At 67.6% G+C, this 21902-nt stretch carries 22 protein-coding genes; 9 read left to right on the forward strand and 13 right to left on the reverse strand.

Annotation, left to right across the window (positions count from 1 at the left end):
- The first annotated feature begins 433 nt into the window (after positions 1-433).
- Positions 434-577 (forward strand): hypothetical protein, encoded by a 144-nt coding sequence (locus tag ACFXHA_RS18830; protein ID WP_379358347.1) that lies wholly within the window; start codon positions 434-436, stop codon positions 575-577.
- A gap of 7 nt (positions 578-584) precedes the next feature.
- On the opposite strand, the gene ACFXHA_RS18835 is transcribed toward ACFXHA_RS18830, so the two are convergent.
- Positions 585-1223 (reverse strand): hypothetical protein, encoded by a 639-nt coding sequence (locus ACFXHA_RS18835; RefSeq protein WP_379358349.1) that lies wholly within the window; start codon positions 1221-1223, stop codon positions 585-587.
- Positions 1224-2012: 789 nt separating this feature from the next.
- Here ACFXHA_RS18835 and ACFXHA_RS18840 point away from each other — a divergent pair.
- The 3 genes from ACFXHA_RS18840 to ACFXHA_RS18850 all read left to right on the forward strand — a co-directional run bounded on the left by ACFXHA_RS18840 (position 2013) and on the right by ACFXHA_RS18850 (position 5950).
- Positions 2013-3845 carry an ArnT family glycosyltransferase gene (locus ACFXHA_RS18840; protein ID WP_379358351.1) on the forward strand — a complete coding sequence of 611 codons (1833 nt, stop codon included), beginning with the start codon at positions 2013-2015 and terminating at the stop codon, positions 3843-3845.
- Between the two features lie 106 nt (positions 3846-3951).
- Entirely contained in the window at positions 3952-5001 is a 1050-nt protein-coding gene (locus ACFXHA_RS18845) for a 3-oxoacyl-ACP synthase III family protein (protein ID WP_379358353.1), read from the forward strand.
- Between the two features lie 76 nt (positions 5002-5077).
- Positions 5078-5950, forward strand: coding sequence for an SDR family NAD(P)-dependent oxidoreductase (locus ACFXHA_RS18850; protein WP_379358355.1), 873 nt, complete (start codon positions 5078-5080; stop codon positions 5948-5950).
- A 16-nt stretch (positions 5951-5966) separates the two neighbouring features.
- Here ACFXHA_RS18850 and ACFXHA_RS18855 read toward each other — a convergent pair whose 3' ends face one another.
- Positions 5967-6896, reverse strand: a complete 930-nt coding sequence (locus tag ACFXHA_RS18855; protein WP_379358357.1) for an NAD-dependent epimerase/dehydratase family protein — start codon at positions 6894-6896, stop codon at positions 5967-5969.
- 146 nt (positions 6897-7042) lie between these two features.
- Here ACFXHA_RS18855 and ACFXHA_RS18860 point away from each other — a divergent pair, with 146 nt between their 5' ends.
- On the forward strand, positions 7043-7747 hold the full coding sequence (locus ACFXHA_RS18860) for a TetR/AcrR family transcriptional regulator (RefSeq protein ID WP_379358359.1): 705 nt from the start codon (positions 7043-7045) through the stop codon (positions 7745-7747).
- A 70-nt stretch (positions 7748-7817) separates the two neighbouring features.
- Here the strand turns inward: ACFXHA_RS18860 and groL are convergent, their stop codons facing one another.
- From groL to ACFXHA_RS18910, 10 genes are all read right to left on the reverse strand, one after another.
- Positions 7818-9440 (reverse strand): chaperonin GroEL, encoded by a 1623-nt coding sequence (gene groL / locus ACFXHA_RS18865; RefSeq protein ID WP_379358361.1) that lies wholly within the window; start codon positions 9438-9440, stop codon positions 7818-7820.
- 233 nt (positions 9441-9673) lie between these two features.
- Complete coding sequence (locus ACFXHA_RS18870) at positions 9674-9976, reverse strand: hypothetical protein (protein WP_157389774.1); 303 nt, start codon at positions 9974-9976, stop codon at positions 9674-9676.
- 107 nt (positions 9977-10083) lie between these two features.
- A complete protein-coding gene (locus ACFXHA_RS18875) occupies positions 10084-10839 on the reverse strand; it encodes a Clp protease N-terminal domain-containing protein (protein ID WP_379358364.1) in 756 nt (251 codons plus the stop codon).
- Between the two features lie 66 nt (positions 10840-10905).
- A complete protein-coding gene (locus ACFXHA_RS18880) occupies positions 10906-11988 on the reverse strand; it encodes an NAD(P)/FAD-dependent oxidoreductase (protein ID WP_379358366.1) in 1083 nt (360 codons plus the stop codon).
- A 129-nt stretch (positions 11989-12117) separates the two neighbouring features.
- Positions 12118-13008 (reverse strand): RNA polymerase sigma-70 factor, encoded by an 891-nt coding sequence (locus ACFXHA_RS18885; protein ID WP_379358368.1) that lies wholly within the window; start codon positions 13006-13008, stop codon positions 12118-12120.
- Between the two features lie 147 nt (positions 13009-13155).
- Positions 13156-13587 (reverse strand): hypothetical protein, encoded by a 432-nt coding sequence (locus ACFXHA_RS18890; protein WP_379358370.1) that lies wholly within the window; start codon positions 13585-13587, stop codon positions 13156-13158.
- Positions 13588-13712: 125 nt separating this feature from the next.
- A complete protein-coding gene (locus ACFXHA_RS18895; protein ID WP_379358372.1) occupies positions 13713-14066 on the reverse strand; it encodes a UBP-type zinc finger domain-containing protein in 354 nt (117 codons plus the stop codon).
- The gene (locus ACFXHA_RS18900; RefSeq protein WP_379358373.1) at positions 14066-15529 is read right to left on the reverse strand and encodes an ATP-binding protein; all 1464 of its coding nucleotides are present in this window, start codon (positions 15527-15529) and stop codon (positions 14066-14068) included. Before ACFXHA_RS18900 ends, ACFXHA_RS18895 begins: the two co-directional genes overlap by 1 nt.
- 12 nt (positions 15530-15541) lie before the next feature.
- Entirely contained in the window at positions 15542-17215 is a 1674-nt protein-coding gene (locus tag ACFXHA_RS18905; RefSeq protein ID WP_379358375.1) for an FAD-dependent oxidoreductase, read from the reverse strand.
- A gap of 107 nt (positions 17216-17322) precedes the next feature.
- Positions 17323-17520 carry a hypothetical protein gene (locus tag ACFXHA_RS18910; protein ID WP_379358377.1) on the reverse strand — a complete coding sequence of 66 codons (198 nt, stop codon included), beginning with the start codon at positions 17518-17520 and terminating at the stop codon, positions 17323-17325.
- Between the two features lie 261 nt (positions 17521-17781).
- Between ACFXHA_RS18910 and ACFXHA_RS18915 the strand changes: the two genes are divergently transcribed.
- Positions 17782-18237 (forward strand): SRPBCC family protein, encoded by a 456-nt coding sequence (locus ACFXHA_RS18915; protein WP_379358379.1) that lies wholly within the window; start codon positions 17782-17784, stop codon positions 18235-18237.
- A gap of 15 nt (positions 18238-18252) precedes the next feature.
- On the forward strand, positions 18253-18954 hold the full coding sequence (locus ACFXHA_RS18920) for an SIMPL domain-containing protein (RefSeq protein WP_379358381.1): 702 nt from the start codon (positions 18253-18255) through the stop codon (positions 18952-18954).
- Here the strand turns inward: ACFXHA_RS18920 and ACFXHA_RS18925 are convergent, their stop codons facing one another.
- A complete protein-coding gene (locus ACFXHA_RS18925; protein ID WP_379358383.1) occupies positions 18955-19983 on the reverse strand; it encodes a beta-ketoacyl-ACP synthase III in 1029 nt (342 codons plus the stop codon).
- A 287-nt stretch (positions 19984-20270) separates the two neighbouring features.
- Between ACFXHA_RS18925 and ACFXHA_RS18930 the strand changes: the two genes are divergently transcribed.
- Together ACFXHA_RS18930 and pssA are read left to right on the forward strand one after the other, a co-directional pair.
- Positions 20271-20987, forward strand: a complete 717-nt coding sequence (locus ACFXHA_RS18930) for a phosphatidylserine decarboxylase (protein WP_379359565.1) — start codon at positions 20271-20273, stop codon at positions 20985-20987.
- Positions 20987-21901 (forward strand): CDP-diacylglycerol--serine O-phosphatidyltransferase, encoded by a 915-nt coding sequence (gene pssA / locus ACFXHA_RS18935; protein ID WP_379359567.1) that lies wholly within the window; start codon positions 20987-20989, stop codon positions 21899-21901. Before ACFXHA_RS18930 ends, pssA begins: the two co-directional genes overlap by 1 nt.
- The last annotated feature ends 1 nt before the right edge of the window (position 21902 follow it).

The following is a 21902-nucleotide window of genomic DNA, read 5'->3' on the forward strand; positions in this document are numbered from 1 at the left end:
GTTTGAACCGGCTTGTCGGTGAGGCTGCTTGTTTGTTGCTTGTGAAGCTTAGCTCAACCCTCGCAGCAGAACCAAATCCGCCGATCAGGTGAAGCATTGGTGATCATCAGGCGCTCCTCGTACAACCTCGTTTCCCAGGCCCTTGGGGCTCCGGGTCGGTGTCCGTGTCGCTCTGACCTGGAATAAGTTACGTGGTGCGCAGAAGCAAAGTCAAATCGGCTGGTCAGACCCACAATTTACTCAATTCGCACACTCAGGACTTGCGGCCGTTCACCACTAGGACGACCTTGATGGGGTGTACGTCTGCGATTGGTCGATTACGAGTGGTGTCGTCGACGAGTTCGCGGAACGACTTCCCGGCAATAAAGAAACCGACTGGCGTGTTAGTTGGCTGCCGGGCCGACTCTTCACCCGGGCTCAAGCGGTGGCCGCGATGGAATTGGTCGAGCTGCTCTACGACAAGACCACCGCGGACAACGGCACGATCCACGCCACCATCGCCGCCACGGCCGAGCAGCTCGGCGTCCGGCCCATCGACATCGCGGTCACGCTCTCCGAGCGCCACCCCTATCCCTGACCACGGATCAGAAGCCGGCGCGCTGCATGAACTGCTTGGCGGCGTCGACACTCTGAAAGCCGGGCAGCTCGAAGTACAGGTTGGACTGCGGGACGAAGACCTCGAGCGTCGCGGTGCCCTCGGAATACGTGTTGCCCGGATCGATGCGGACGAGGCGCGTGCCCTCATCGGTCGTCCACTCCGGCTGTTGACTACCCCAGATCCGCCGAATCGTGTCGGGCTGCGTGGAGATATAGGCGATGGCGTAGTTGTCGTTGCTCTGGAAGTGCATGAGTCCCTGCACCAGCGGGTTGTTCCCACCGAGGGTGAATCCGGCCGCCGCGTCGTAGCCGAGCATGTCGTCGGCGGGCTTGGCCCGGATATCGTGCTGCAGCACCGCTTGGCGCAGGGCCATCGGCAGCGCATCGACAATCGGTTGCACCGCGGGCGGCACTGCGACCGGGGCCTTGGATGTCGTTGTCGGCTTGGCCGAAGTCCTGGTGGTCGAGGGCGCACCGGTACTGGAGGTCGACAGGGGCGTAGCAGCGGAACTCGCCGCGGCACCGTTGCTCGTCGAATCGTCGACGCTGACCGCGAACACCACACCCACCACCGCGAGCAATGCCACCACGGCAGCGATGATCAGCGCGATCGGCGACTTCCACATCGGCCGTCGCGGTCCCGCCGGCGGCGCTCCCCACTGCTGCGGAGGCATCCCCGACGGCGGGAACCCCTGCCCGCCCTGCGCCCAGGGCTGACCCGGCGGAGGCTGGGCGCCCCATGTCTGTCCGGGCTGCGGCTGACCCGACCATGATTGGCCCGGCTGCGGTGGATACGGCTGCGGCCGGCCCGGTGGCGGCCAAGACTGACCGGGCTGGGGCTGGGCGTATTGTGGCTGCCCCTGCGGGACCTGGCCGGGCAACGGCGGCGGGAAACCTTGTGTCCCTTGCGAATACGGTGGCAATGGCGACCCGGCGTCGCCGGGCGGGCCGAACTGGCCAGGCCGGCCGGGCCCGCCAGGTCCACCGAGCCAGCCGGACCCCGTGGGCTCTCCGGGCTGCGAAGGCTCTCCGGGCTGTCGGGGTACTCCGGTTTGTTCGGGTCCACCGGGTTGTCCGGGCTCTCCTGGGCTCCCGGGTTGGCCGGGGTTGGCGGGGTCGGGATTCTGCGGCGGATTTGTCATCGGGTCGTCTCCTCAGTCGGATCTGCCCTGATAGGCGGGCCGCACCCCATCTCGGCTCGTGGTCGGAGCGTACCGATCGGACGGAACCTGCAAACTTTCAGCACACTTCAGGGCGGCGGGTCCGCTCCGCCCGACGGGACGATGACCGTCGGGCGGAGGGGTCCATCGGGGGACGGGCGGGTCTACACCGTCGGGGCGATTTCGGGCCGGAGCCCTACAACCACGGGTGGAATTCCTTTGACAACCCCCAGTGGCGGGCCGAGATTGGGGGTTGTGACAGGGGCAATCGCAGTACCCGTACGGTCCGGAACCGACTGGTCACGATGGCTGCGGGGGCCCGACGAGCAACCGCGCTGGGCTCGGCCCGCGCTGCTCGCGCTCGCGACGGTGGCGGGAGTGCTCTATGTCTGGGGCATCGGCACACGGACACCGCACCTCTACTACTCGGCCGCCGCGCGCTCGATGAGTATGAGCTGGCACAACTTCTTCTATGCGGCCTTCGATCCGGACGCGACCATCAGCATCGACAAACTCCCGGGCTCGATCTGGATCCAGGCGTTGTCGGTACGGATCTTCGGGCCACACCTCTGGGCCTACCAATTACCGCAGGTCATCGAGGGCGTGCTCACCGTGCTCGTGCTCTATCGGGCGGTGCGGCGGCTGTCCGGTCCCCATGCGGCACTGGTCGCGGCGGCGATTGCCGCGCTCGCGCCCGCGTCGGTCGCGCTGAATCGCGGCAATATCTCCGACACGCTGCTGATCCTGCTGCTGGTGCTCGCCGCCGATCAGGCGGCGGCCGTCATCGCCTCCGGGCGGACCCGGCATCTGCTCTATTGCGGACTGTGGGTGGGCCTCGCCTTCCAGGCGAAGATGGTGCAGGCCTGGCTGGTCATTCCGGCTATCGCGGCGGCGGTCCTGATCGCATCGTCAAAAACCGAACTGCGGCAGCGGATCACGGGGATCGCAGGATTCGGGGCGGTCACGGCGGTGGTGTCGCTGAGCTGGATGACGCTGGTCGGGCTGCTGCCCGCCGGGCATCGGCCCTACGTCGACGGCAGTCACCACAACTCGCTGTTCGAGCAGGTGTTCGTCTACAACGGGGCCAGTCGCACCAATGACGGATTCGGTGTCGGGGCCGCGAATTTCGTGACCGGCGGCGATGGCGCGGGATACCGGGCTGCCCTGGTACTCGGACCGGACAATCGCTTCGACCACGTCTTCGGCGGCGGTGGCGGGCGCGAGGCCGGATGGCTCGTCCCGCTCGCGCTGGTGTGCCTGCTCGCGCTGGGCTGGGCCGCGCGGCGGCGGCCGCGGACCGACCCAGAGACCGCCGCGCTGACGCTGTGGGGCGGGTGGCTGCTCATCCACCTCGCGGTTTTCCTGCTCATCGGCACGGTCAATCCGTACTACCTGGCCGTCCTCATTCCACCGGTTGCGGCCCTGATCGGACTGGGGGCCAACGCTTTCCGTCAGTCGACGGACCGGCGGGTGCGCGCACTGGGGCTGCTCGCCGTCGCCGCAACCGCCGCCTACGGCTGGCGGCTGTCGGCGGATGCGCCCGGCTGGGCGCGCATGGCCCTGGTCGTCGTCACCGTGGCTGTCATCGCCGCCGCGCTGCGCGTGCGCGAATCACTCGCGACCGCGTTATTACTGGTGGCGGCACTGGCGGCGCCCACCGCCGCAGCGGTGTCGGTGGTCGTCGACGGTTACGGTCCGCTCGACACTCCTTACGAGTCGGCGCGGGCCCGGCAGGTCACCCAGGGATTCATGGCGTCCTCGATCGACGAGGCCCGCAAACTCGATGCCGACCTGGCGAAAATGCCGGTACACGTGCGCTATCCGCTGATCAGCTACACCACCGCGCTGGCCTCGCCGTTCATTCTGGTCAGCGGTCGACAGGTACCCAGCATCGGTGGATTCACCGGCGCCGCACCCGTCCCGGCCACCGCCGACGTGGCCCGCATGATCGACGCCGGGGAGGTCGGCATAGCCCTGATCACCAACGCCGACGACGATCGCCTCGCCTGGATCCGGCAGCACTGCCGTGCACTCCCGGGACAGGGCGACGGTGCAGCGATCCAGGTCTACAACTGCGCCCACCACTGAACACGGAACCGGTCGAACGATCGAATTATCTTGTGCCACGCTACTTTTCACCACGGTGGTTGTAACCGTTCCGAGCCCGGCACAAGATCGATAACTTCCGTGGAACATGACAACTGAACAGCTTTCGGCCATCGCCTACACGCAGGCGGGCCCGCTCGAACTCCCCGCGGCCACCGGGCGCGCGATCGGCATCCTCGGTACCGGCTCCTACCTGCCCGACCGCGTGGTCGGCAATGCCGAGATCGCCGCCACCACCGGCGTCACCGAGGACTGGATCCACGCCAAAACCGGAATCCGCACCCGCCGCTACGCCGCACCCGACCAGGCCACCTCCGACCTGGCCGCGCACGCCGCGCGAGCCGCCCTGGCGGACGCCGGAATCCGGGCCGGACAACTCGACTACATCGTGGTCGCCACCTCCACCCCTGACCATCCACAACCCGCCACCGCCGCCCTGGTGCAGCACCTGCTCGGCGCGGACGGCGCGGCGGCCTTCGACGTGAACGCCGTGTGCACCGGATTCCTGTTCGGAATGCGCGCGGCCGCGGGCATGCTGGCGGCGGACGGATACGGGCTGGTCATCGGCGCGGACATCTACTCGCGCATCATCGACCCCACCGATCGGCGCACCGCGGTGCTCTTCGGCGACGGCGCGGGCGCGGTGGTGCTCGGGCCGGTCGACCAACCCGCCGGAATCCTCGGCACCGTGCTACGCACCCACGGCGATCGACACCGGACCATCCGAGTCCCGGCCGGCGGCAGCCGGATTCCCGCCCGGCTGCTCGAACGCGAAGACAAGGCGCACTACTTCACCATGGCGGGACGCGAGGTCCGCGACTTCGTCGCCACACAACTGCCGCTGTCCATCAAAGAGGTACTGCGCGCTACCGGAGTGCCGGAAACCGCTGTGCGGCACTTCATTCCGCATCAGGCCAACGGTGCCATGCTGCGCGAACTGGCACCCTCGCTGGATCTGCCTCAGGCCCGGCTGCACCTCGTGGTCGAGCGATACGCCAATACCGGCGCGGCCTCGGTGCCCATCGCATTGGATGTCGCCCACCGGACCGGGGCACTGACCGCGGGCGAGCCCGTGCTGTTGTCGGCGTTCGGCGGCGGCATGTCCATCGGCAGCACCCTGCTGCGCTGGGGGTCCTGATCGCCGCGGCCTGCAATGGAGTTGCGCCGGGCCGAACCGGTCCCGAATCGTGCTGCGGCACTTAGCATGCGTAAGCATGCAAGACATCAACAGGCTGCTCCACAAGATCAGACACGGCCTGGACACGCAGGTCAACGTCGCGCGACTGCGGCGGCACCGCACCCTCACGGAGGCCGCCGCCGGACGCACCGTCCTGATCACGGGGGCCTCCTCCGGCATCGGACGGGCCGCCGCACTGCGGCTCGGCGCGGCCGGCGCCACCGTGCTGCTGGTCGCCCGCCGCGCCGACGAACTCGAACAGGTCGCCGCCGAGATCGAGGCGAACGGCGGCATCGCCACCGCTTATCCGTGCGATCTCAACGATTTCGACGCCCTCGACGCCATGACCGCCAAGGTGCTCGCCGACCACGGCGGCATCGACATCCTCGTCAACAATGCCGGACGCTCCATCCGCCGCCGCCTCGACGAGTCCTACGACCGCTTCCACGACTTCGAACGCACCATGCGGCTCAACTACTTCGCCGCCGTCCGCCTCATCCTCGCCTTCGCGCCCGGCATGCGAGCGCACGGCGACGGGCAGATCATCAACATCCTGTCGCTGGCCAACCTCTACGGCGGCCCCGGGTACGCCGCCTACGTCGCCTCCAAGGCCGCCCTCGACTCGCTCAGCAGCAACCTGCAGGCCGAAACCCACACCGAGAACCTGCGATTCACCTCGATCTACCTCCCCCTCGTGCGCACCGACATGATCACCGCCAACCCCGTCTACCAGCAGGCCACCGCCAACGCCCTCACCTCCGAAGAGGGCGGCGACATCATCTGCGACGCCATCATCGACCGCCCCCGCCGCCTCGCCCCCGTCATGGGCCGCGTCGCCGCCCTCGTCGACAGCCTGCTCCCCGACCGCGCCGACGCCATCCGCAACGCACGCTTCCGGCAAGGCATGTGATCGACCGACGGAGTCCTTACTCGTGGACCGCGGGCTCGAAGGCGAGAGTGGCGCGCAGGGTGTCCTCCAGCGGGGTCGGTTCCAGACCGAAATGGGCGGTCGCCGCGGTGGAGTCGAGGATGAAGGGGCGATCGAACTGGTAGGCCAGCTCACGCATTTCGCGGGCGGCGGGGACGAACAGGCCGACCGTCCAGAGCAGGGCGGCGGGCATGCGGGCGACTCGGGCGGGTGATACGCCCGCGAGTTCGGCGGTCAGTTCGGCCAAGGCTCGCACCGAAACCGGTGGGACGGTCGGCACGTGCCAGGCTCGGCCCCAGGCGGTGTCATCGGCGGCGACCGCGACCAGCAGGCGGGCCACGTCATCGGTGGCGGTCCAGCTGTGCGGGGCGTCGAGGTCGGCGGGGACCAGTGCCTTCTTGCCCGCTTTCAGGGCAGGCAGGGCCACGGCGGTGAACGCCGAGTTCGCGCCCGCGCCAAGGTAGTCCGAGCCGCGGACCTCGGCGGTGCGGAGGCGGCCGGACTCGTGGGCGTCCAGTTGCTCGGCCCACATCTCGGCGCGCACCCGGCCCTTGCGTGAATTCGGGTGCAGCGGCTGGTCTTCGGTGACCGGGCCGTCGAATTCGCCGTAGCCGTAAAGGTTTCCCACGGTGATGAGTGCTGCGTTGGAGCGCTCGGCGGCGGTCAGGATGGACCGGTGCAGGGCTGGAAAGTCCTGGGGCCAGCGGTGATAGGCGGGCTGGGCACACTGGTAGAGGGCGGTGGCATCGGCGCAGTGGGCGGTCAGCGCGGCGGGATCACCGGCATCGGCGGCAATGCGTTCGATGGCCGGATCCTCGGGGCCGGAGCCGGTGCGGCTGATGACGCGGACGCGCTCACCGCGGGCGGCGAGCAGGCGGGCGGTGGCCGAGCCGACCGGGCCCGCTCCGATGACGACGTGCAGGGACATGAGGTCCTCGATCCTGTCGGGAAGATGGCGAGAACACTGTTCTCGCGCAATCAACGATAGAAGTGCACAGTGTTTCTCGTCAAGAACAGTGTTCTCGCAGTCATCTACCGTTCTCTGACCGGTTTCCCGTTCTCTACACTGCCGATATGTCCGCCGGATCCCTGCGCGCCCGCGTCCGCACCGAAATGATCGAAGAGATCAAGACCACCGCGCGCAAACGCCTGGCGGTCGACGGGGCAAACCTCTCGCTGCGCGGCGTCGCCCGCGACATGGGCATCGTCGCCTCCGCGCTCTACCGCTACTTCCCCAGCCGCGACGACCTGCTCACCGCCCTCATCCTGGACAGCTACCGCTCCCTCGGCGACGCCGCCACCCGCGCCCTGCGCACCGCACCGCCGGAAGACGAACGCGCCCAATGGCTCGCGGTCTGCACGGCGGTCCGCGACTGGGCGCTGGCCAACCCCACCGAATACGGCCTCCTCTACGGCAGCCCCATCCCCGGCTACGACGCCCCGGAAGACACCGTCGCCCCCGCCGCAACGGTCGTCATGCTGCTGGTCGGAATCGCCATCGGCGCATGGGAATCCGGCCGCCTCACCGCCACCCCACTCCCCACCCCACTCCCCGCCCCCGTGCGCACCGACCTCCGCGTCCTGATCGACCAGCAGTCCCCCGGCGCAGACTTCCCCGAAGAGGTCCTCGACCGCGTATTCCTAGCCTGGACACAGCTTTTCGGCCTGATCACCTTCGAAATCTTCGGCCGCTTCGACGGCACGATCAGCGCCCTGCCGATCTACTTCACCCACCAGATGGCCTTGATGGCCGACCTCGTCGGCCTACCGGCCGAATAAACGACATCGGGCCCGGTCACCGTTAGGTGACCGGGCCCGATCTATTCAATTCCGTTGCCGGAGGCGCGGACTAGAAGTCCATGCCGCCCATGCCACCGGTCGGGTCGCCCGCGGGGGCGGCCTTCTCCGGCTTGTCGGCGACGACGGCCTCGGTGGTCAGGAACAGGGCCGCGATGGAGGCCGCGTTCTGCAGGGCCGAGCGGGTGACCTTGACCGGGTCGGCAACGCCGGCGGCCAGCAGGTCGACGTACTCGCCGGACTCGGCGTTCAGGCCGTGGCCCGCCGGGAGGTTCGAGACCTTCTCGGCGACAACGCCGGGCTCCAGGCCCGCGTTGAAGGCGATCTGCTTCAGCGGCGCGGACAGCGCGACGCGAACGATGTTCGCGCCGGTGGCCTCGTCACCGGTCAGGGTCAGGGCGTCCAGCGCGGGAGCGGCCTGCAGCAGGGCCACGCCACCACCGGCGACGATGCCCTCTTCGACGGCAGCCTTCGCATTGCGGACGGCGTCCTCGATGCGGTGCTTGCGCTCCTTGAGCTCGACCTCGGTCGCGGCGCCGGCCTTGATCACCGCAACACCGCCGGCCAGCTTGGCCAGACGCTCCTGCAGCTTCTCACGGTCGTAGTCCGAGTCCGAGTTCTCGATCTCGGTGCGGATCTGCGCGACACGGCCCTTGATGGCCTCCGGGTCGCCCGCGCCCTCGACGATGGTGGTCTCGTCCTTGGTGATGACGACCTTGCGGGCGGTGCCCAGCAGCTCGACACCGGCGGTCTCCAGGGAGAGGCCGACCTCTTCGCTGATGACCTCGCCACCGGTCAGGATGGCGATGTCGGCCAGCATGGCCTTGCGACGGTCACCGAAGCCCGGCGCCTTGACGGCGATGGACTTGAAGGTGCCACGGATCTTGTTGACGACCAGGGTCGACAGGGCTTCGCCCTCAACGTCTTCCGCGATGATCAGCAGCGGCTTGCCAGCCTGGATGACCTTCTCCAGCAGCGGCAGCAGGTCCTTGACGGTCGAGATCTTCGAGCCGACGAGCAGGATGTACGGGTCCTCGAGGACCGCTTCCTGACGCTCCGGGTCGGTCACGAAGTAACCGGAGATGTAGCCCTTGTCGAAGCGCATGCCCTCGGTGAGCTCCAGCTGGAGACCGAAGGTGTTGCTCTCCTCGACGGTGATGACGCCTTCCTTGCCGACCTTGTCCATGGCCTCGGCGATGAGCTCACCGATGGACGAGTCGCCAGCGGAGATACCGGCGGTGGCAGCGATCTGCTCCTTGGTCTCCACCTCCTTGGCGGTGGCCAGCAGGGCGGTGGTGACGGCCTCGACGGCCTTCTCGATACCGCGCTTCAGACCCAGCGGGTTCGCACCGGCGGCCACGTTGCGCAGGCCCTCACGGACCAGCGCCTGGGCCAGCACGGTGGCGGTGGTGGTGCCGTCACCCGCGACGTCGTCGGTCTTCTTCGCAACTTCCTTGACGAGCTCCGCGCCGATCTTCTCGTACGGATCCTCGAGCTCGATCTCCTTGGCGATGGAGACACCATCGTTGGTGATGGTGGGGGCACCCCACTTCTTCTCCAGCACCACGTTGCGGCCCTTGGGGCCCAGGGTCACCTTGACAGCGTCGGCGAGGCTGTTCAGGCCACGCTCGAGTCCGCGGCGAGCCTCTTCGTCGTACGCAATTGTCTTGGCCATTGCGTTGAGATCCTCCAGATCAGGGATGGGCATGATCTGGTCAGGTTCGGTGCCCGCGACGGACGACCCGGCTCTACTCGGTTGAGCGCGGCCTGGCCTCACCGTTTCCGACCTAGCACTCACCGGTACGGAGTGCCAAATCCCTTTCTAGCACTCGCCACCAGCGAGTGCAAGGTTGCGGGGAACCGGCGAATGGCCGCGCGAGCGTCTCGGCGGCCGATGTCTCCCGAGGACTACGAGAAGTGGCTGCGGTCGTCTACGCGGAGTAGGAGGGCTATCAGGGCGTCGGTGCGGCGTTCCTCCGGGGTGCGGGGTTCGCCGTGCTCGATGGTGACGAGTTCGGCGTCCTGCAGGAGGAGTTCGGCTTCGATGCGCATGATGGCCCGGATGAACGGTGGGGCGACCTCGGGTGGGAGGTCTCCGTTCACGATGTAACCGCCGTCCGGCGTGTCCTCGGTGGAGACATAACTCAGCGCGCGCAGCAGATCGGCGCGCTTTTCCCCCGCAACTAGGTCGGAACCCTCGTCGCCCGCCATTCCACAATCGTATCTGGCGCATCACGCACACCATGGGACGCGGTGCGAAGGGAGCGAACGGGAGCCCTACATCACCAGGTCGGCAGCATGGTGCAGCGACACGCCGACTACTCCGGATCGGTCACGGGGGTGGTGACGCCGGGGATGGGCAGCGAGCCGAGCAGGGTCGCGATATCGACGGAGACCGCGTCCTTGTCCAGGCCCAGGCCGGTCAGCACGCCGGAACCGTTCTCCAGATCGAGCAGGGCGAGCAGCAGATGCTCGGTGCCGATGTAGTTGTGGCCCAGCCGCAGCGCCTCACGGAAGGTGAGTTCGAGGACCTTGCGGGCCTGCGCGTCGAAGGGGACGAGCGCGGGGACGGGGTCGCCGGTGGCGGCGGGGAGGGCGGCGGTGGCGACCCGGCGCAACGCATCCTCGGAGATGCCCTTGGCCTTGATGACCTTCACCGCAAGGGATTTCGGCTCGGCCAGCAGGCCGAGCACCAGGTGTTCGGGGCGGATCTCGATATTGCCGACACCCTTGGCTTCCTCCTGGGCGGCCATGATGACGTGGCGGGCGCGTGGAGTGAAGCGGGCGAATCCGGCATTGGGGTCGAGTGCGGCGGTCTGACCCGGGTCAGCGGGAGTCTTGGGCACGAAGCGCTTCTGCGCGGCCTGCTTGGTGACGCCCATGCTCCCGCCGATATCGGTCCAGGAGGCGCCGGAGCGGCGGGCCTGGTCGACGAAGTGGCCGATCAGATGGTCGGCCACCTCGCCCATGTGATTGCCGACCACCACGGCGTCGGAGAGTTGCTCGAGCACGTCGTCGGGACGTGCCTTCTTGATGCCGTCGATCAGGTCGTCGAGGCGGATCGAGTTCGTCATGCGTCAACTGTAGGTTGACCAAGCAAGGCTGGTCAACCATTGGTTGACGATTGCAGCGTGGTCGGATCAGAGCTTCGCCGCCCGGCCGACCGCGCTGACGATCTGCTCCTTCACCCACGCCGCCGGGCGACCGGTCAGCGCCCTGCTGCCGTTCGAATCATCGGCCTTCATCACCTGCACGAGACCGTCGCGACGCCCCAGGCTCATGCAGGTCAGCACGAACCGCGGCAGGTAGGGCGCGGCCTGCTTGCCGCGCAGGCCGGCCGCCACGGCCGCGCCCACGTACTTGCCCGCGGGCTGCGCGGCCTGGCACGACATCCGCGCCTCGCGGCCGTTGTGCCCGATCATCACCGCCGCATCACCGACCGCGTACACGTCCGCGACGCCTTGCACCCGCAGCCGGTCGTCGACCAGCACCCGGCCGCGGCCGTCCACCGGCAGCCCCGAGTCGGCCGCGACCTCCGGCACGGTGAAACCCGTTGTCCAGAGCACGATGTCGACGTCGAGGTGGTCGCCGTCGACCAGTTCGAGGCCGGTGGCGGTCACCGCGGCGACCTTGGCCACCCGCACCTGGACGCCGAGGCGATCCAGCACGGCGCGAATGTGCGCCACGGCCTTGGGAATCAGCCAGCTGCCGGGCTCGTCCGAATTCACCAGTACGACTTCGAGACCCGGGTTGGTCTCGGCCAACTCGGTGGCGGTCTCGATCCCGGTCGCGCCGCCACCGACGACGGCGACCCGGCCCGCGAGCGCCGGAATCCGGTGCACGTCTTCCGAAGTGGCGACGGTATGCGCGAATTCGGCTGCGCCGGGGACCATCGAGAGGTCGGCACGACTGCCGAGCGCGTAGATCAGGGTGTCGTAGGCGACGGCGTCACCGCCGGCCAGTTCGACCCGGCGGGCGGCGGTGTCGATGCGCTCCGCGCGACCGTTGACGAACTCGATGCCCTTGGCGGCCAGGGTCTTCCGCAGTTCCCAGCGCGCCACGTCCTGTCCGGCGAGAACCTGGTGCAGCCGCACCCGGTCGACGAATTCGGTGTGCAGGTCGATGACGGTGACGTGCGCGCCCTTCGCCTTGCGGGCCTGCTGCGCCGCGGCCAGTCCCGCGTAGCCCGCGCCCAGAATGACGATTCGATGCTGTCCGGTCATGAGAGTGCTCCTTCTCGAGAAGTGCCCGCCGGCTCCGCTCGGTAGCCGACACCCTCTAGACCGGACAGCATCCCGATCCCTGACAGTTCCGGGACGTGTGCCGCGTCACAGTCCCCTCGAGCTGGGCGGTCACTGCCCTTCGCGCTGGAAGTAGGCCAGCTTGTCCGGGTTCACGACGAGCTGCAGCGCGGCGATCGACTCCCCGTCGAAGGTGGTGGACACGGTGGCCAGCACGGCCTCGCCGTCGCGGACCACGAAGGCCGGTGCGGCATTGACCTCTTCGATCGCGATGGCGACCGTCGCGGCCACGGTCGGGATCTTGGCGAACAGCCCCACCAGGTAGCGGGCCACCTTCTCGGCGCCGACGATGGGCCGCTTGGCCGCATTGACCTTGGTGCCCCCGTCGGCGAGCGCGACGATATCGGCGGTGAACATGGATTCGAGCGCCGCGAGATCACCGGATTGTGCCGCGTTCAGGAACTTTTCGACCAGTTCCCGCGCGTGCGCCGGGGCGGGTTCGAAGCGCGGGCGCTCCTCCTGCACCCGATGCGCGGCCCGGCGATACACCTGCTGGGAATTGGCCTCGGTGAGGCCGAGCATGTCGGCGATCTCGCGGTGCGCGTACCCGAATGCCTCGCGCAGCACGAAGACCGCGCGCTCGGTCGGGCTGAGCCGTTCGGCCAAGGTCAGGAAGGCCATCGAAACCAGTTCCCGCTGCTCCGCCGATTCCAGCGGACCGAGTTCCCCGTGCGCGGTCGCTACCGGCTCCGGAAGCCATGGGCCCACATACATTTCGCGGCGGGCGCGGGCCGAATCCAGCCAGCTGCGGCAGAGATTCACCAGGATGGTGGTCAACCAGGCTTCGGCGGAACGGATTTCGGCGCGATTGCTGGCATCCCACCGCAGGTAGGTCTCCTGCACGGCGTCTTCCGCCTCGGCCGCCGACCCGAACATCCGGTAGGCGAGCGCGAACAACCGCGGCCGATGACGCTCGAATTCGACCAGCCCTGGGGCGTCCATCTGCTTACCCGTCCTCGTTGTGCGCACTAGGAAGGGGACATTACGCCTGCGGCGGCGCATGACGGTGGTGACTATCCACACCCCGCCACCGTGCACCGCCGCACCAATGGACCGCCAATGAATCTCTGACGGAGATCACCGGCGAAACTACTTGGGTGCCACCCGGATTGCGACCGCGACGGGGGTGTTCGCGTAGGTGGTGGCCAGGCAGGCGAGTTTCGCGGTGCCCAGCGCCACGTTCGGGCTGCCGTCCAGGAACGAGCCCGGGTTGGCGGCCAGGATCTGGTCGATGACCTGCTTCTCGGTGTCATCGGTGAGATCGCGGAAGTCACCGCAGGTGGTCTGGGCCCCGGCGGGCGCACTGGTCTTCTTCACGACGGTGGCGCTGGTCGGGGCGGCCGCGGGTTCCGTGAACGGGGTGGTGGCAGAGGTCGAAGCGGCAGGGGCGGTAGTTCTGGCCGCGGTACTGGTGGCGGCTTGTTTCAGGCCGCTCGTATCACCGGATTTGTCCGAACCACAGCCGACGAGACTCAACGCCATCGCACCTGCGGCGAGGGCGACGATCGAAAGACGCTTCATACCCTGCTTTCCGAACTTTCCAAAGAGTGCCTCGCACCCGACCGGCCGGGCGCTCGCAGCAGCGTACCCGGCCCCGGCGACTCCTGGAAGAAGAAAGTTCGGACCCCTATTTTCTGGTCATACGCTCAGTGCAGGTGCGACTGCCAGTCCGCGGGAACGCGCCCGTGCGGGCCCGGTACCGGCTGATCCAGCGGATGCGCGTGCGGCGGCGCGAGTTCCGGGCCGCCCTCGTACATCTCCTTGTTCTCGAAGTTGTAGTACCACTCCTCACCCGGCTCGAAGCTCTGGATGAACGGGTGCCCGGTGCTCTCGAAATGCTTGGTGCCGTGCTGGTTCGGCGACATATCGCAACAGCCGACGTGCCCGCATTGCGCGCACCGGCGCAGGTGCACCCACCAGCCGCCCGCCGCGTCGCATTCCACGCATCCGGATCCGCTGGGCGACACCGCGATATCGATGCCTTCGATCTGCTCGCTCATCAGTTGCCTTCCGTCGTAGCCGGTTCCGCGGGACTGGCCGCTTCGAGCGGCAGCCGGACGATGAAACGGGTGTTCCCGGGCTCGGATTCGACCCGGATGTCACCGTGATGCTTGTTCACCACGATCCGGAACGAGATGTCCAGGCCCAGCCCGGTGCCCTCGCCGACCGGCTTGGTGGTGAAGAACGGTTCGAAGATACGGGTACGGATCTCCTCCGGGACGCCCGGTCCAGTATCACCGATTTCCACTGCGGCACAGTCGCCTTCGCGATATGTGCGGACGGTCAGCGTGCCCTGCCCACCCATGGCGGCGACCGCGTTGTCGATCAGGTTGGTCCACACCTGGTTGAGTTCGGCGGCGTAGCAGGGCACGTTCGGCAGCGCCGGATCGTATTCCTTGACCACCGTGATGTCGTCACCGATCTTGCGCGCCAGCATGACCAGCGTGGAATCGAGCAGCTCGTGCAGATCCGACACCTGGAACGGGGCCCGGTCCATCTGCGAGTACTGCTTGGCCGCGTTCACCAGCGAGGAGATGCGGGTGGTCGAATCGGTGATCTCGTTCATCAGCAATTCGGTCTCGACCGTGTAGTTGAGCCAGCGGATCGCACCCTCGAAAACCTCGGGGCCGCAACCGGACAGGGTCCCGGCCACCTTCTCCAGCCAGTCGGTGTCGAAACCGGCCTGCACGAAGTTGGGTGCGAGATCCCAGCCGTTGGCGATGCCGTGCTCCTCGAGCCAGTCGCCCAGCTCGTCCTCGCGGTCGGCGGCCTCCATGGAGGTGAGCGTGGGGGCTTTGGCGACCTGCGCGGCCGCCTCCTCCTGCAACTGCACCAGCGATTCGAGGGCCTTGGAGTCGAACTTGCCGTGCGCCATCATCTTCAGCTTGTGCCGCATCCCGGCCACCCGCTCACGCAGCGACGAGGTGGCGCGCACCGCGGCGGCGGCCGGATTGTTCAGCTCGTGGGTCAGACCCGCCGACAGCGAACCCAGCGCCAACAGCCGTTCCCGTTGTCCGATGCGCTCATTGGCATTGCGGTTGCCGAAGAAGACGCCCTCCAGCAGGTGCAGGGCCATCGGGAACCAGTCCTGCATCATCTTCGCGAAGGTGCCCGCGTCGAGGACGAAGAACTTGGACGGCCGCGTCACGTAGAAGGACGCGGTGTAGGTCTGCTCGACCTTGTCGCCCATGTACGCCGTCCACGCGCCCGAGTAAGAGCCGACGTGTTCGGTGCGGACGAGTTCGATCTCCTCGCCGCTGGAGTTCTTGGTCAGCACCACTTCGCCGTCCATCAGGACGTAGAAGCAGGTGGCCGGATCGCCCTCGCGGAAAACGAGTCCGGGCTCGAACATTTCGACGCGGCCGTCGCGGCACAGCCAGGCCAGTTGGTCGGCGTCGAGCTTCTCGAACAGGAACAGCTTGCGCAGTTCGTTCGGGTCGCAGATCAATCGGGTGTTGCCCATATCGGCCTACTCCTACTGTTTCGCGAGCCAGCGGTGCACCAGCATGACGGCCATCGCGCCCTCGCCGACCGCCGAGGCGACCCGCTTGGCGGATTCCGACCGCACGTCGCCGGCCACGAACACGCCGGGCACGCTGGTCTCGAGATGCTGTGGGGGACGCGGCAGTTCCCACCCGGCGGGACGTTCGCCGTCCACCATCAGGTCCGGTCCGGCCAGCACGTAGCCCTTGTCGTCACGTTTGACCATGCCGTCGAGCCAGTCGGTTTCCGGAGCCGCGCCGATGAACAGGAACAACCGCTCGGTGTCCACCTTTTCTTCCACACCGGTCTCGTTGTTGCGGAGCACGATGCGCTCGAGGTGGTCGTCACCGTCGGCGGCCACCACCTCGGTGCGGGCGTGCACCTTGATATTGGGAATCTGCTCGATCTGCTGGATCAGGTAGTGCGACATGGACGCTTCCAGCGACTCGCCGCGCACCAGAATGTGCACGGTGGCCGCGCGCCGGGACAGGAACACCGCCGCCTGACCGGCCGAATTCGCGCCGCCCACGATGTAGATGTCCTTGTCGGCGCAGTCGCTGGCCTCGGTCATGGCCGAGCCGTAGTAGACGCCGCGCCCGGTGTACTCGTCCACGCCGGGGGCCGGGTGGTGGCGGTAGTTGACGCCGGTCGCGATGAGCACTGAATGCGCGGCCACCGTGCCGCCGTCGGCGAAGCGGACCACGCGGGCCGCGCCGCACGCCTCGAGCCCCACCACTTCGCGCGCGGTGATCAGCTCGGCCCCGAATTTCACGGCCTGCCGCCGGGCTCGATCGGCCAGCTGCGCACCGGACACCCCGTCCGGGAAGCCCAGGTAGTTCTCGATGCGGGAGCTCTGTCCGGCCTGCCCACCGGTGGCCGTGCGTTCCACCAGTACGGTGCGCAAACCCTCCGACGCGCCGTAAACCGCCGCGCCGAGACCGGCCGGTCCGCCGCCGACCACGATCAGGTCGTAGAAGTCGCTGGAGGCATCGGTATTGAGGCCGACACCCTCGGCCAGCTGCGCGTCGGTGGGCATGATCAGCACCTCACCCGAGGAGCTGATGATCACCGGGCACTGGTCCTCGGTGGCATGGGCCGCGGTCAGCAGGCGCGCGCCCTCCGGCTCGTCGACCTGATACCAGCGATACGGCAACTGGTTGCGCGCCAGGAACTCCCGTACCTCCGAGCAGCGCGCCGACCAGCGGTGACCCACCACCTTGGTCTCGGTGACCGGCTTGTGCTCGTCACCGCGCCACGCCTCGAGCAGTGCGTCGACCACCGGGTAGAGCTTCTCCTCCGGCGGATCCCACGGCTTGAGCAGATAGTGGTCCAGGTCCACCACATTGATGGCTTCGATGGCGGCGTTGGTGTCCGCGTAGGCGGTCAGCAGCACGCGGCGCGCATAGGGATGCAGGTCCATGGCCTGCTCCAGGAATTCCACCCCGTTCATACCGGGCATCCGGTAGTCGGCGATCAGGACCGCGACCGGCTGTCCCCGCAGTTTCATCTCGCGCAGCGCCTCGAGCGCATCCGCGCCGGACTCCGCCCGCAGAATCCGGTAGTCCGCCCCGTACCGGCGGCGCAGGTCTCGCACCACCGCCCGCGAGACGCCGGGATCGTCGTCGACGCTGAGAATGGCCGGCTTCGCGGCAGCTGGAGAAGTCACCTATCGAGTATGGAGCGGCCGGGCAAGTCCGCAGCGGTCGGACCGTGCCATTTTCGCGCCAGGCTGAACCCGCGTGCATCTGTGGTCGAGGTCGGAGCCACCCGGTCTCAAATCCGATGATGCTGAACGAGATCCAGCTCGGTCGGAGTGAGTAATCGTTCCAGTCGTTCTTCGAGGGCCCCATTGGGCTTCTTGCGTCCGGCATGCCTCGGCGTCGTGGTGGACCCCGCGACGGTTCCCTGCTCTTCGGCGGGCAGGAGTGGAACCATCGTGGTTTTACGATGCAGGAGCGAGCGCAGGTTCACGGCCGATCACCTCACGTTTCCCAATCGGAAGCTGGTGGCGGTGTCTGATGCTTCGTCTATCCCACATTGTGCGCCGCGCATTACATTTCGGACATCGACACCCCCGTAATGTGATCTAGTTGATTTTCAGCCGGGGAATGAACCAGCGGGGCGAGCTATTCGTGCAGGTAGGGCGGGGTGATCCGGACCACTGCCGCGGGGTGAGCCACGCCACCCGAATTAGGATGCCCGGTACCGACCGTTACGTCCCCGGAGGCAATGTTGCCGAACAATCTCGAAGCCACCATCGATATCGCGGCAGCGCCGGAGCAGGTCTGGAGTGTCGTCTCCGATCTGAAGCGCATTCGCGAATTCAGTCCGCAAACCTTGCGCATGCAACCGCTGGGACGAACCGTGCACACCGGAACCTGGACGGTGAATCTCAACAAGGCGTCGGGCTACGTGTACCCGACCACGTCGCGGGTCGTGCGATTCGAACCGAACAAGGCGATCGCGTTCCGCATGACCGAGAACCGGACGGTCTGGAGCTACACGCTCGAGCCGACCGCGGACGGCACCCGGCTCGTCCAGCGCCGCGATGTCCCCAACGGCAAGCTGCCCGGTTGGTTGCAGAAGACCATCGACACCGTCTTCGGCGGTGAGCAGCCGTTCGAGGGCGCGCTCGTCGCCGGGATGAACGAAACCCTCGGCAAGATCAAGCAAACCGTGGAGCGCTGAGCGTAGGTTCGGCCTATGCGACGACTTACAGCGATCTGCGCCGCGGCCGCCGGTGTCGCGCTGCTGCTGAGCGGCTGCGGCAGTTCGAGTTCCGGTGACCGGACGGTCACCGTCACCGGGACCGGGAAGGTGCAGGGGACCCCGGATGTGCTCAATGCCGATCTGGGCACCGAGGTGAGCGCGGCCGATGTGTCCGCGGCCGTGGACCAGGCCAACAGCCAGGCCAAGGCGATCACCGACGCCATGGTCACGGCGGGCGCGAAGCGCGAGGACGTCAAGACCAGTGATCTGTCCGTCCAGCCCACCTACGGGCCGGACGGGCACAACATCACCGGGTATCGCGCCACCAATTCCCTGCATGTGGCCGTGCGGGATCTCCCCAAGGCGTCGGCGGTCCTCGCGGCGGCCGTGCAGGCGGGCGGCAACGACACCCGGATCAACTCGGTGGCATTCGGCTTGGAGGACAACACCAAACTGCTGTCCGATGCTCGCGCTCGCGCCTTCGACGATGCCAAGAGTCGTGCCCAGCAGTACGCGGACCTATCGGGCCTGAAGCTGAAATCGGTCAAGACGATCAGCGAGAACGGCAGTGGCGTCACGCCTACCCCGACGCCGATGTACCGGCAGGCCGTTCCCGGGGCCGCGCCGAACATCAGCCTCGAACCAGGCCAGCAGACGGTCACCTTCGAGGTGACCGCCGTCTGGGATATCGGTTAACTACTTCCAGTTCGGCAGGGTGACGACCTGGGCGGCGTAGGACAGGCCCGCGCCGAAGGCGATGAGCAGGGCGGTGCCGCCGGGTTTGGCGTCGCCGTTGCGCATCATGGCCTCCATGGCCAGTGGGATCGAGGCGGCGGAGGTATTGCCGGTCTCCTCGATGTCATTGGCCAGGGCGCAACTCTCGGGGAGTTTCAGCACCCGGGCCATGATTTCGATGATGCGGCCGTTGGCCTGATGCGGGACCATCGCGTCCAGATCGTCGGTGGTGAGTCCCGCGCGTTCGATGGCGTCGCGGCAGACCTTCTCCAAAGAGTGTGCGGCCCAGCGGAAGACGGCCGTGCCCTCCATAGCGAGATAGGGCCGGACGGCGTCGAGGCCTTTTTCGTCGATCTCGGCGAAGAACTCCATCCAGTCCTTGTCCTGGCGGATGGCGTGATGCTGGGTGCCGTCCGAACCCCAGACGGTGGGGCCGATGCCGGGTTCGTCGGAGGGGCCGATCACCACCGCGCCCGCGCCGTCGGCGAACAGGAAGGCGGTGCTGCGATCGGTCGGGTTGATCGTGTCGGTCAGCCGTTCCACGCCGATGACCAGGGCATTGCGGGCGGTGCCGCCCTTGACCAGGTCCGAGGCCAGGGCGACCGCGTGGCAGAAGCCCGCACAGCCGGCCGAGACATCGAAGGCCGCAACGTTTTTCAGGCCGAGTTCGGTGGCGATCTGCGGCGCCGCGGCCGGCGTGAGCAGCAGCCAGGTCGAGGTGGCGACGATGACGCAGTCGATCGAGTCCGGATCGATCTCCGCGGCCTCGATGGCGTCGCGCGCGGCCGCCGCGCTCATGCTGATGATCGTCTCCTCGGGGGAGGCGAAGCGGCGGGTACGGATACCGGACCGGGTCCGAATCCATTCGTCGCTGGAATCGATGGGTCCCGCGACCTCATCATTGGTGACGACTCGCCGGGGGCGGTAAACGCCGAGCCCGAGCATTGCCGTGTGCTCTACCCCGCTGATCGAGGCAATTCGAGCAGCCATTGGTTCTCTCCTATGTACTGCGCGTCGAACGTGACCTTCATCGGGTTCCCCACCCCCCACGGAACACTGATGTCACCGCAGACATGAGGCTCCCTCAGCTTAATCGGCCTAGCGCCCCGGGGGTGTGCGTATGCGCACAATGGCGGGGTATTGCGAGGTAGGTCACCAACCTTTCAAGCCCAGGACAGCGGCCGTTCAGGAACCGAGAACGCGAGCGTTGAACTCCCTTCCCGTACGCTGTGATCGCGGTCAAAGACCGCACCTATCCGCGCATGAAAGAGGAGCTTGTGGCCCGCCGACCCACCCCGCCCGGCACTCCGGAACAGACCGGCCTCGGTCACGTCGCCGACCTGGTCCGCAAAGCGATTCCGCCGCTGCATCCCGCGGGTCTCCCCTTCGTTGCCGCGCCGCTCGCGGTGGCCACCCTGGGTTACCGGCGAAAGTGGCTGCGCCGCACGGGATTGCTGGCGGCCGCGGCCTGCGCCACCTTCTTCCGCCACCCGAATCGGGTGCCGCCGAACCGGCCCGGTGTGGTGGTCGCGCCCGCCGACGGTGAGGTCGCCCTCGTCGATATGGCGGTGCCGCCGGCCGAACTCGGCCTCGGTGACGCGCCGCTGCCGCGGGTCAGCATTTTCTTGTCGGTGCTGGACGTGCACGTGCAGCGGGTGCCGGTGAGCGGCCTGGTGGAGCAGATCGCCTACCAGAAGGGCCAGTTCCTCTCCGCCGATCTGCCCGAGGCCAGCGACCGCAACGAGCGCAACAGCATGGTCATCGAGACCGCGTCGGGTCAGCGCATTGTCGTGGTGCAGATCGCCGGGCTGCTGGCGCGCCGCATCATCTGCGAGGCGAAGGCCGGCGACAAGATCGGCATCGGTGACACCTACGGCCTGATCCGATTCGGTTCGCGCGTGGACACCTACTTCCCGGCCGGTACCGCTCTGCTGGTGACGCCGGGACAGCGGACCATCGGCGCGGAAACGGTGCTGGCCGAACTGGATTCATGATGGAGCAACTCGCGCCCGTGCCCAACGGCCAGCGCCGCCGCAATCGCACCATCATGCTGCTGCCCAGCATGGTGACCATTCTCGGCCTGTGCTCGGGCCTGTCCGCGGTGAAGTTCGCGATGGAGGGCAAGCTCAGCATCGCGCTGGCGCTGGTCGGCGCGGCCGCGGTGTTCGACATGCTGGACGGCCGCATCGCGCGCATGCTCGATGCCACCAGCAAGATGGGCGCGGAACTGGATTCGCTCTCGGACGCCATCGCGTTCGGTGTCACGCCCGCGCTGGTGCTGTACGTGAGCTTCCTGCACGCCGACAGCATCGGCTGGATCATCGCGCTGATGTTCGCGGTGTGCATGGTGTTGCGGCTGGCTCGCTTCAACACGCTGATGGACGACGACAATCGACCGGATTGGCAGCGGGAGTACTTCACCGGGGTGCCCGCGCCGGCGGGCGCGTTGATCGCGCTGCTGCCCATCGCGCTGTCGGAGCAGTTCCACGACGGCTGGTGGGTGAGCTTCCCGTTGGTCGCGGTATGGACCGTGCTGACGGGGCTGCTGTGCGTGAGTACGTTGCCGACGCTGGCCGTGAAGTCGGTGTCGGTGGCCCCGCGCTCGGCGCCGATCCTGCTGGTGCTGGTCGGCCTGGCCGCGGCCCTGCTGGTCACCTACCCGCTGATTCTGATGATGGCGCTGGTCGCGTTGTACCTGTGCCACATTCCGTTCGCGGTGCACTCGGCCCGCTGGGTGGCCGCGCGCCCGGAGACCTGGAATCACAAGCCCGCCGAACGGCGCGCCCAGCGCCGGGCGCAGCGCCGCCAGCGGCCGCTGGCCGGGCGGGTGCCGAAGGTTTCCACCGCCCGCCTGCGGTTGCGTCGCCCGGGTCCCCGCGATCGGGTACCCAACCGCGCCAACCGCTGAA

This window comes from Nocardia sp. NPDC059240 (genome assembly GCF_042753865.1).
In the GTDB taxonomy this organism is placed as follows: domain Bacteria; phylum Actinomycetota; class Actinomycetes; order Mycobacteriales; family Mycobacteriaceae; genus Nocardia.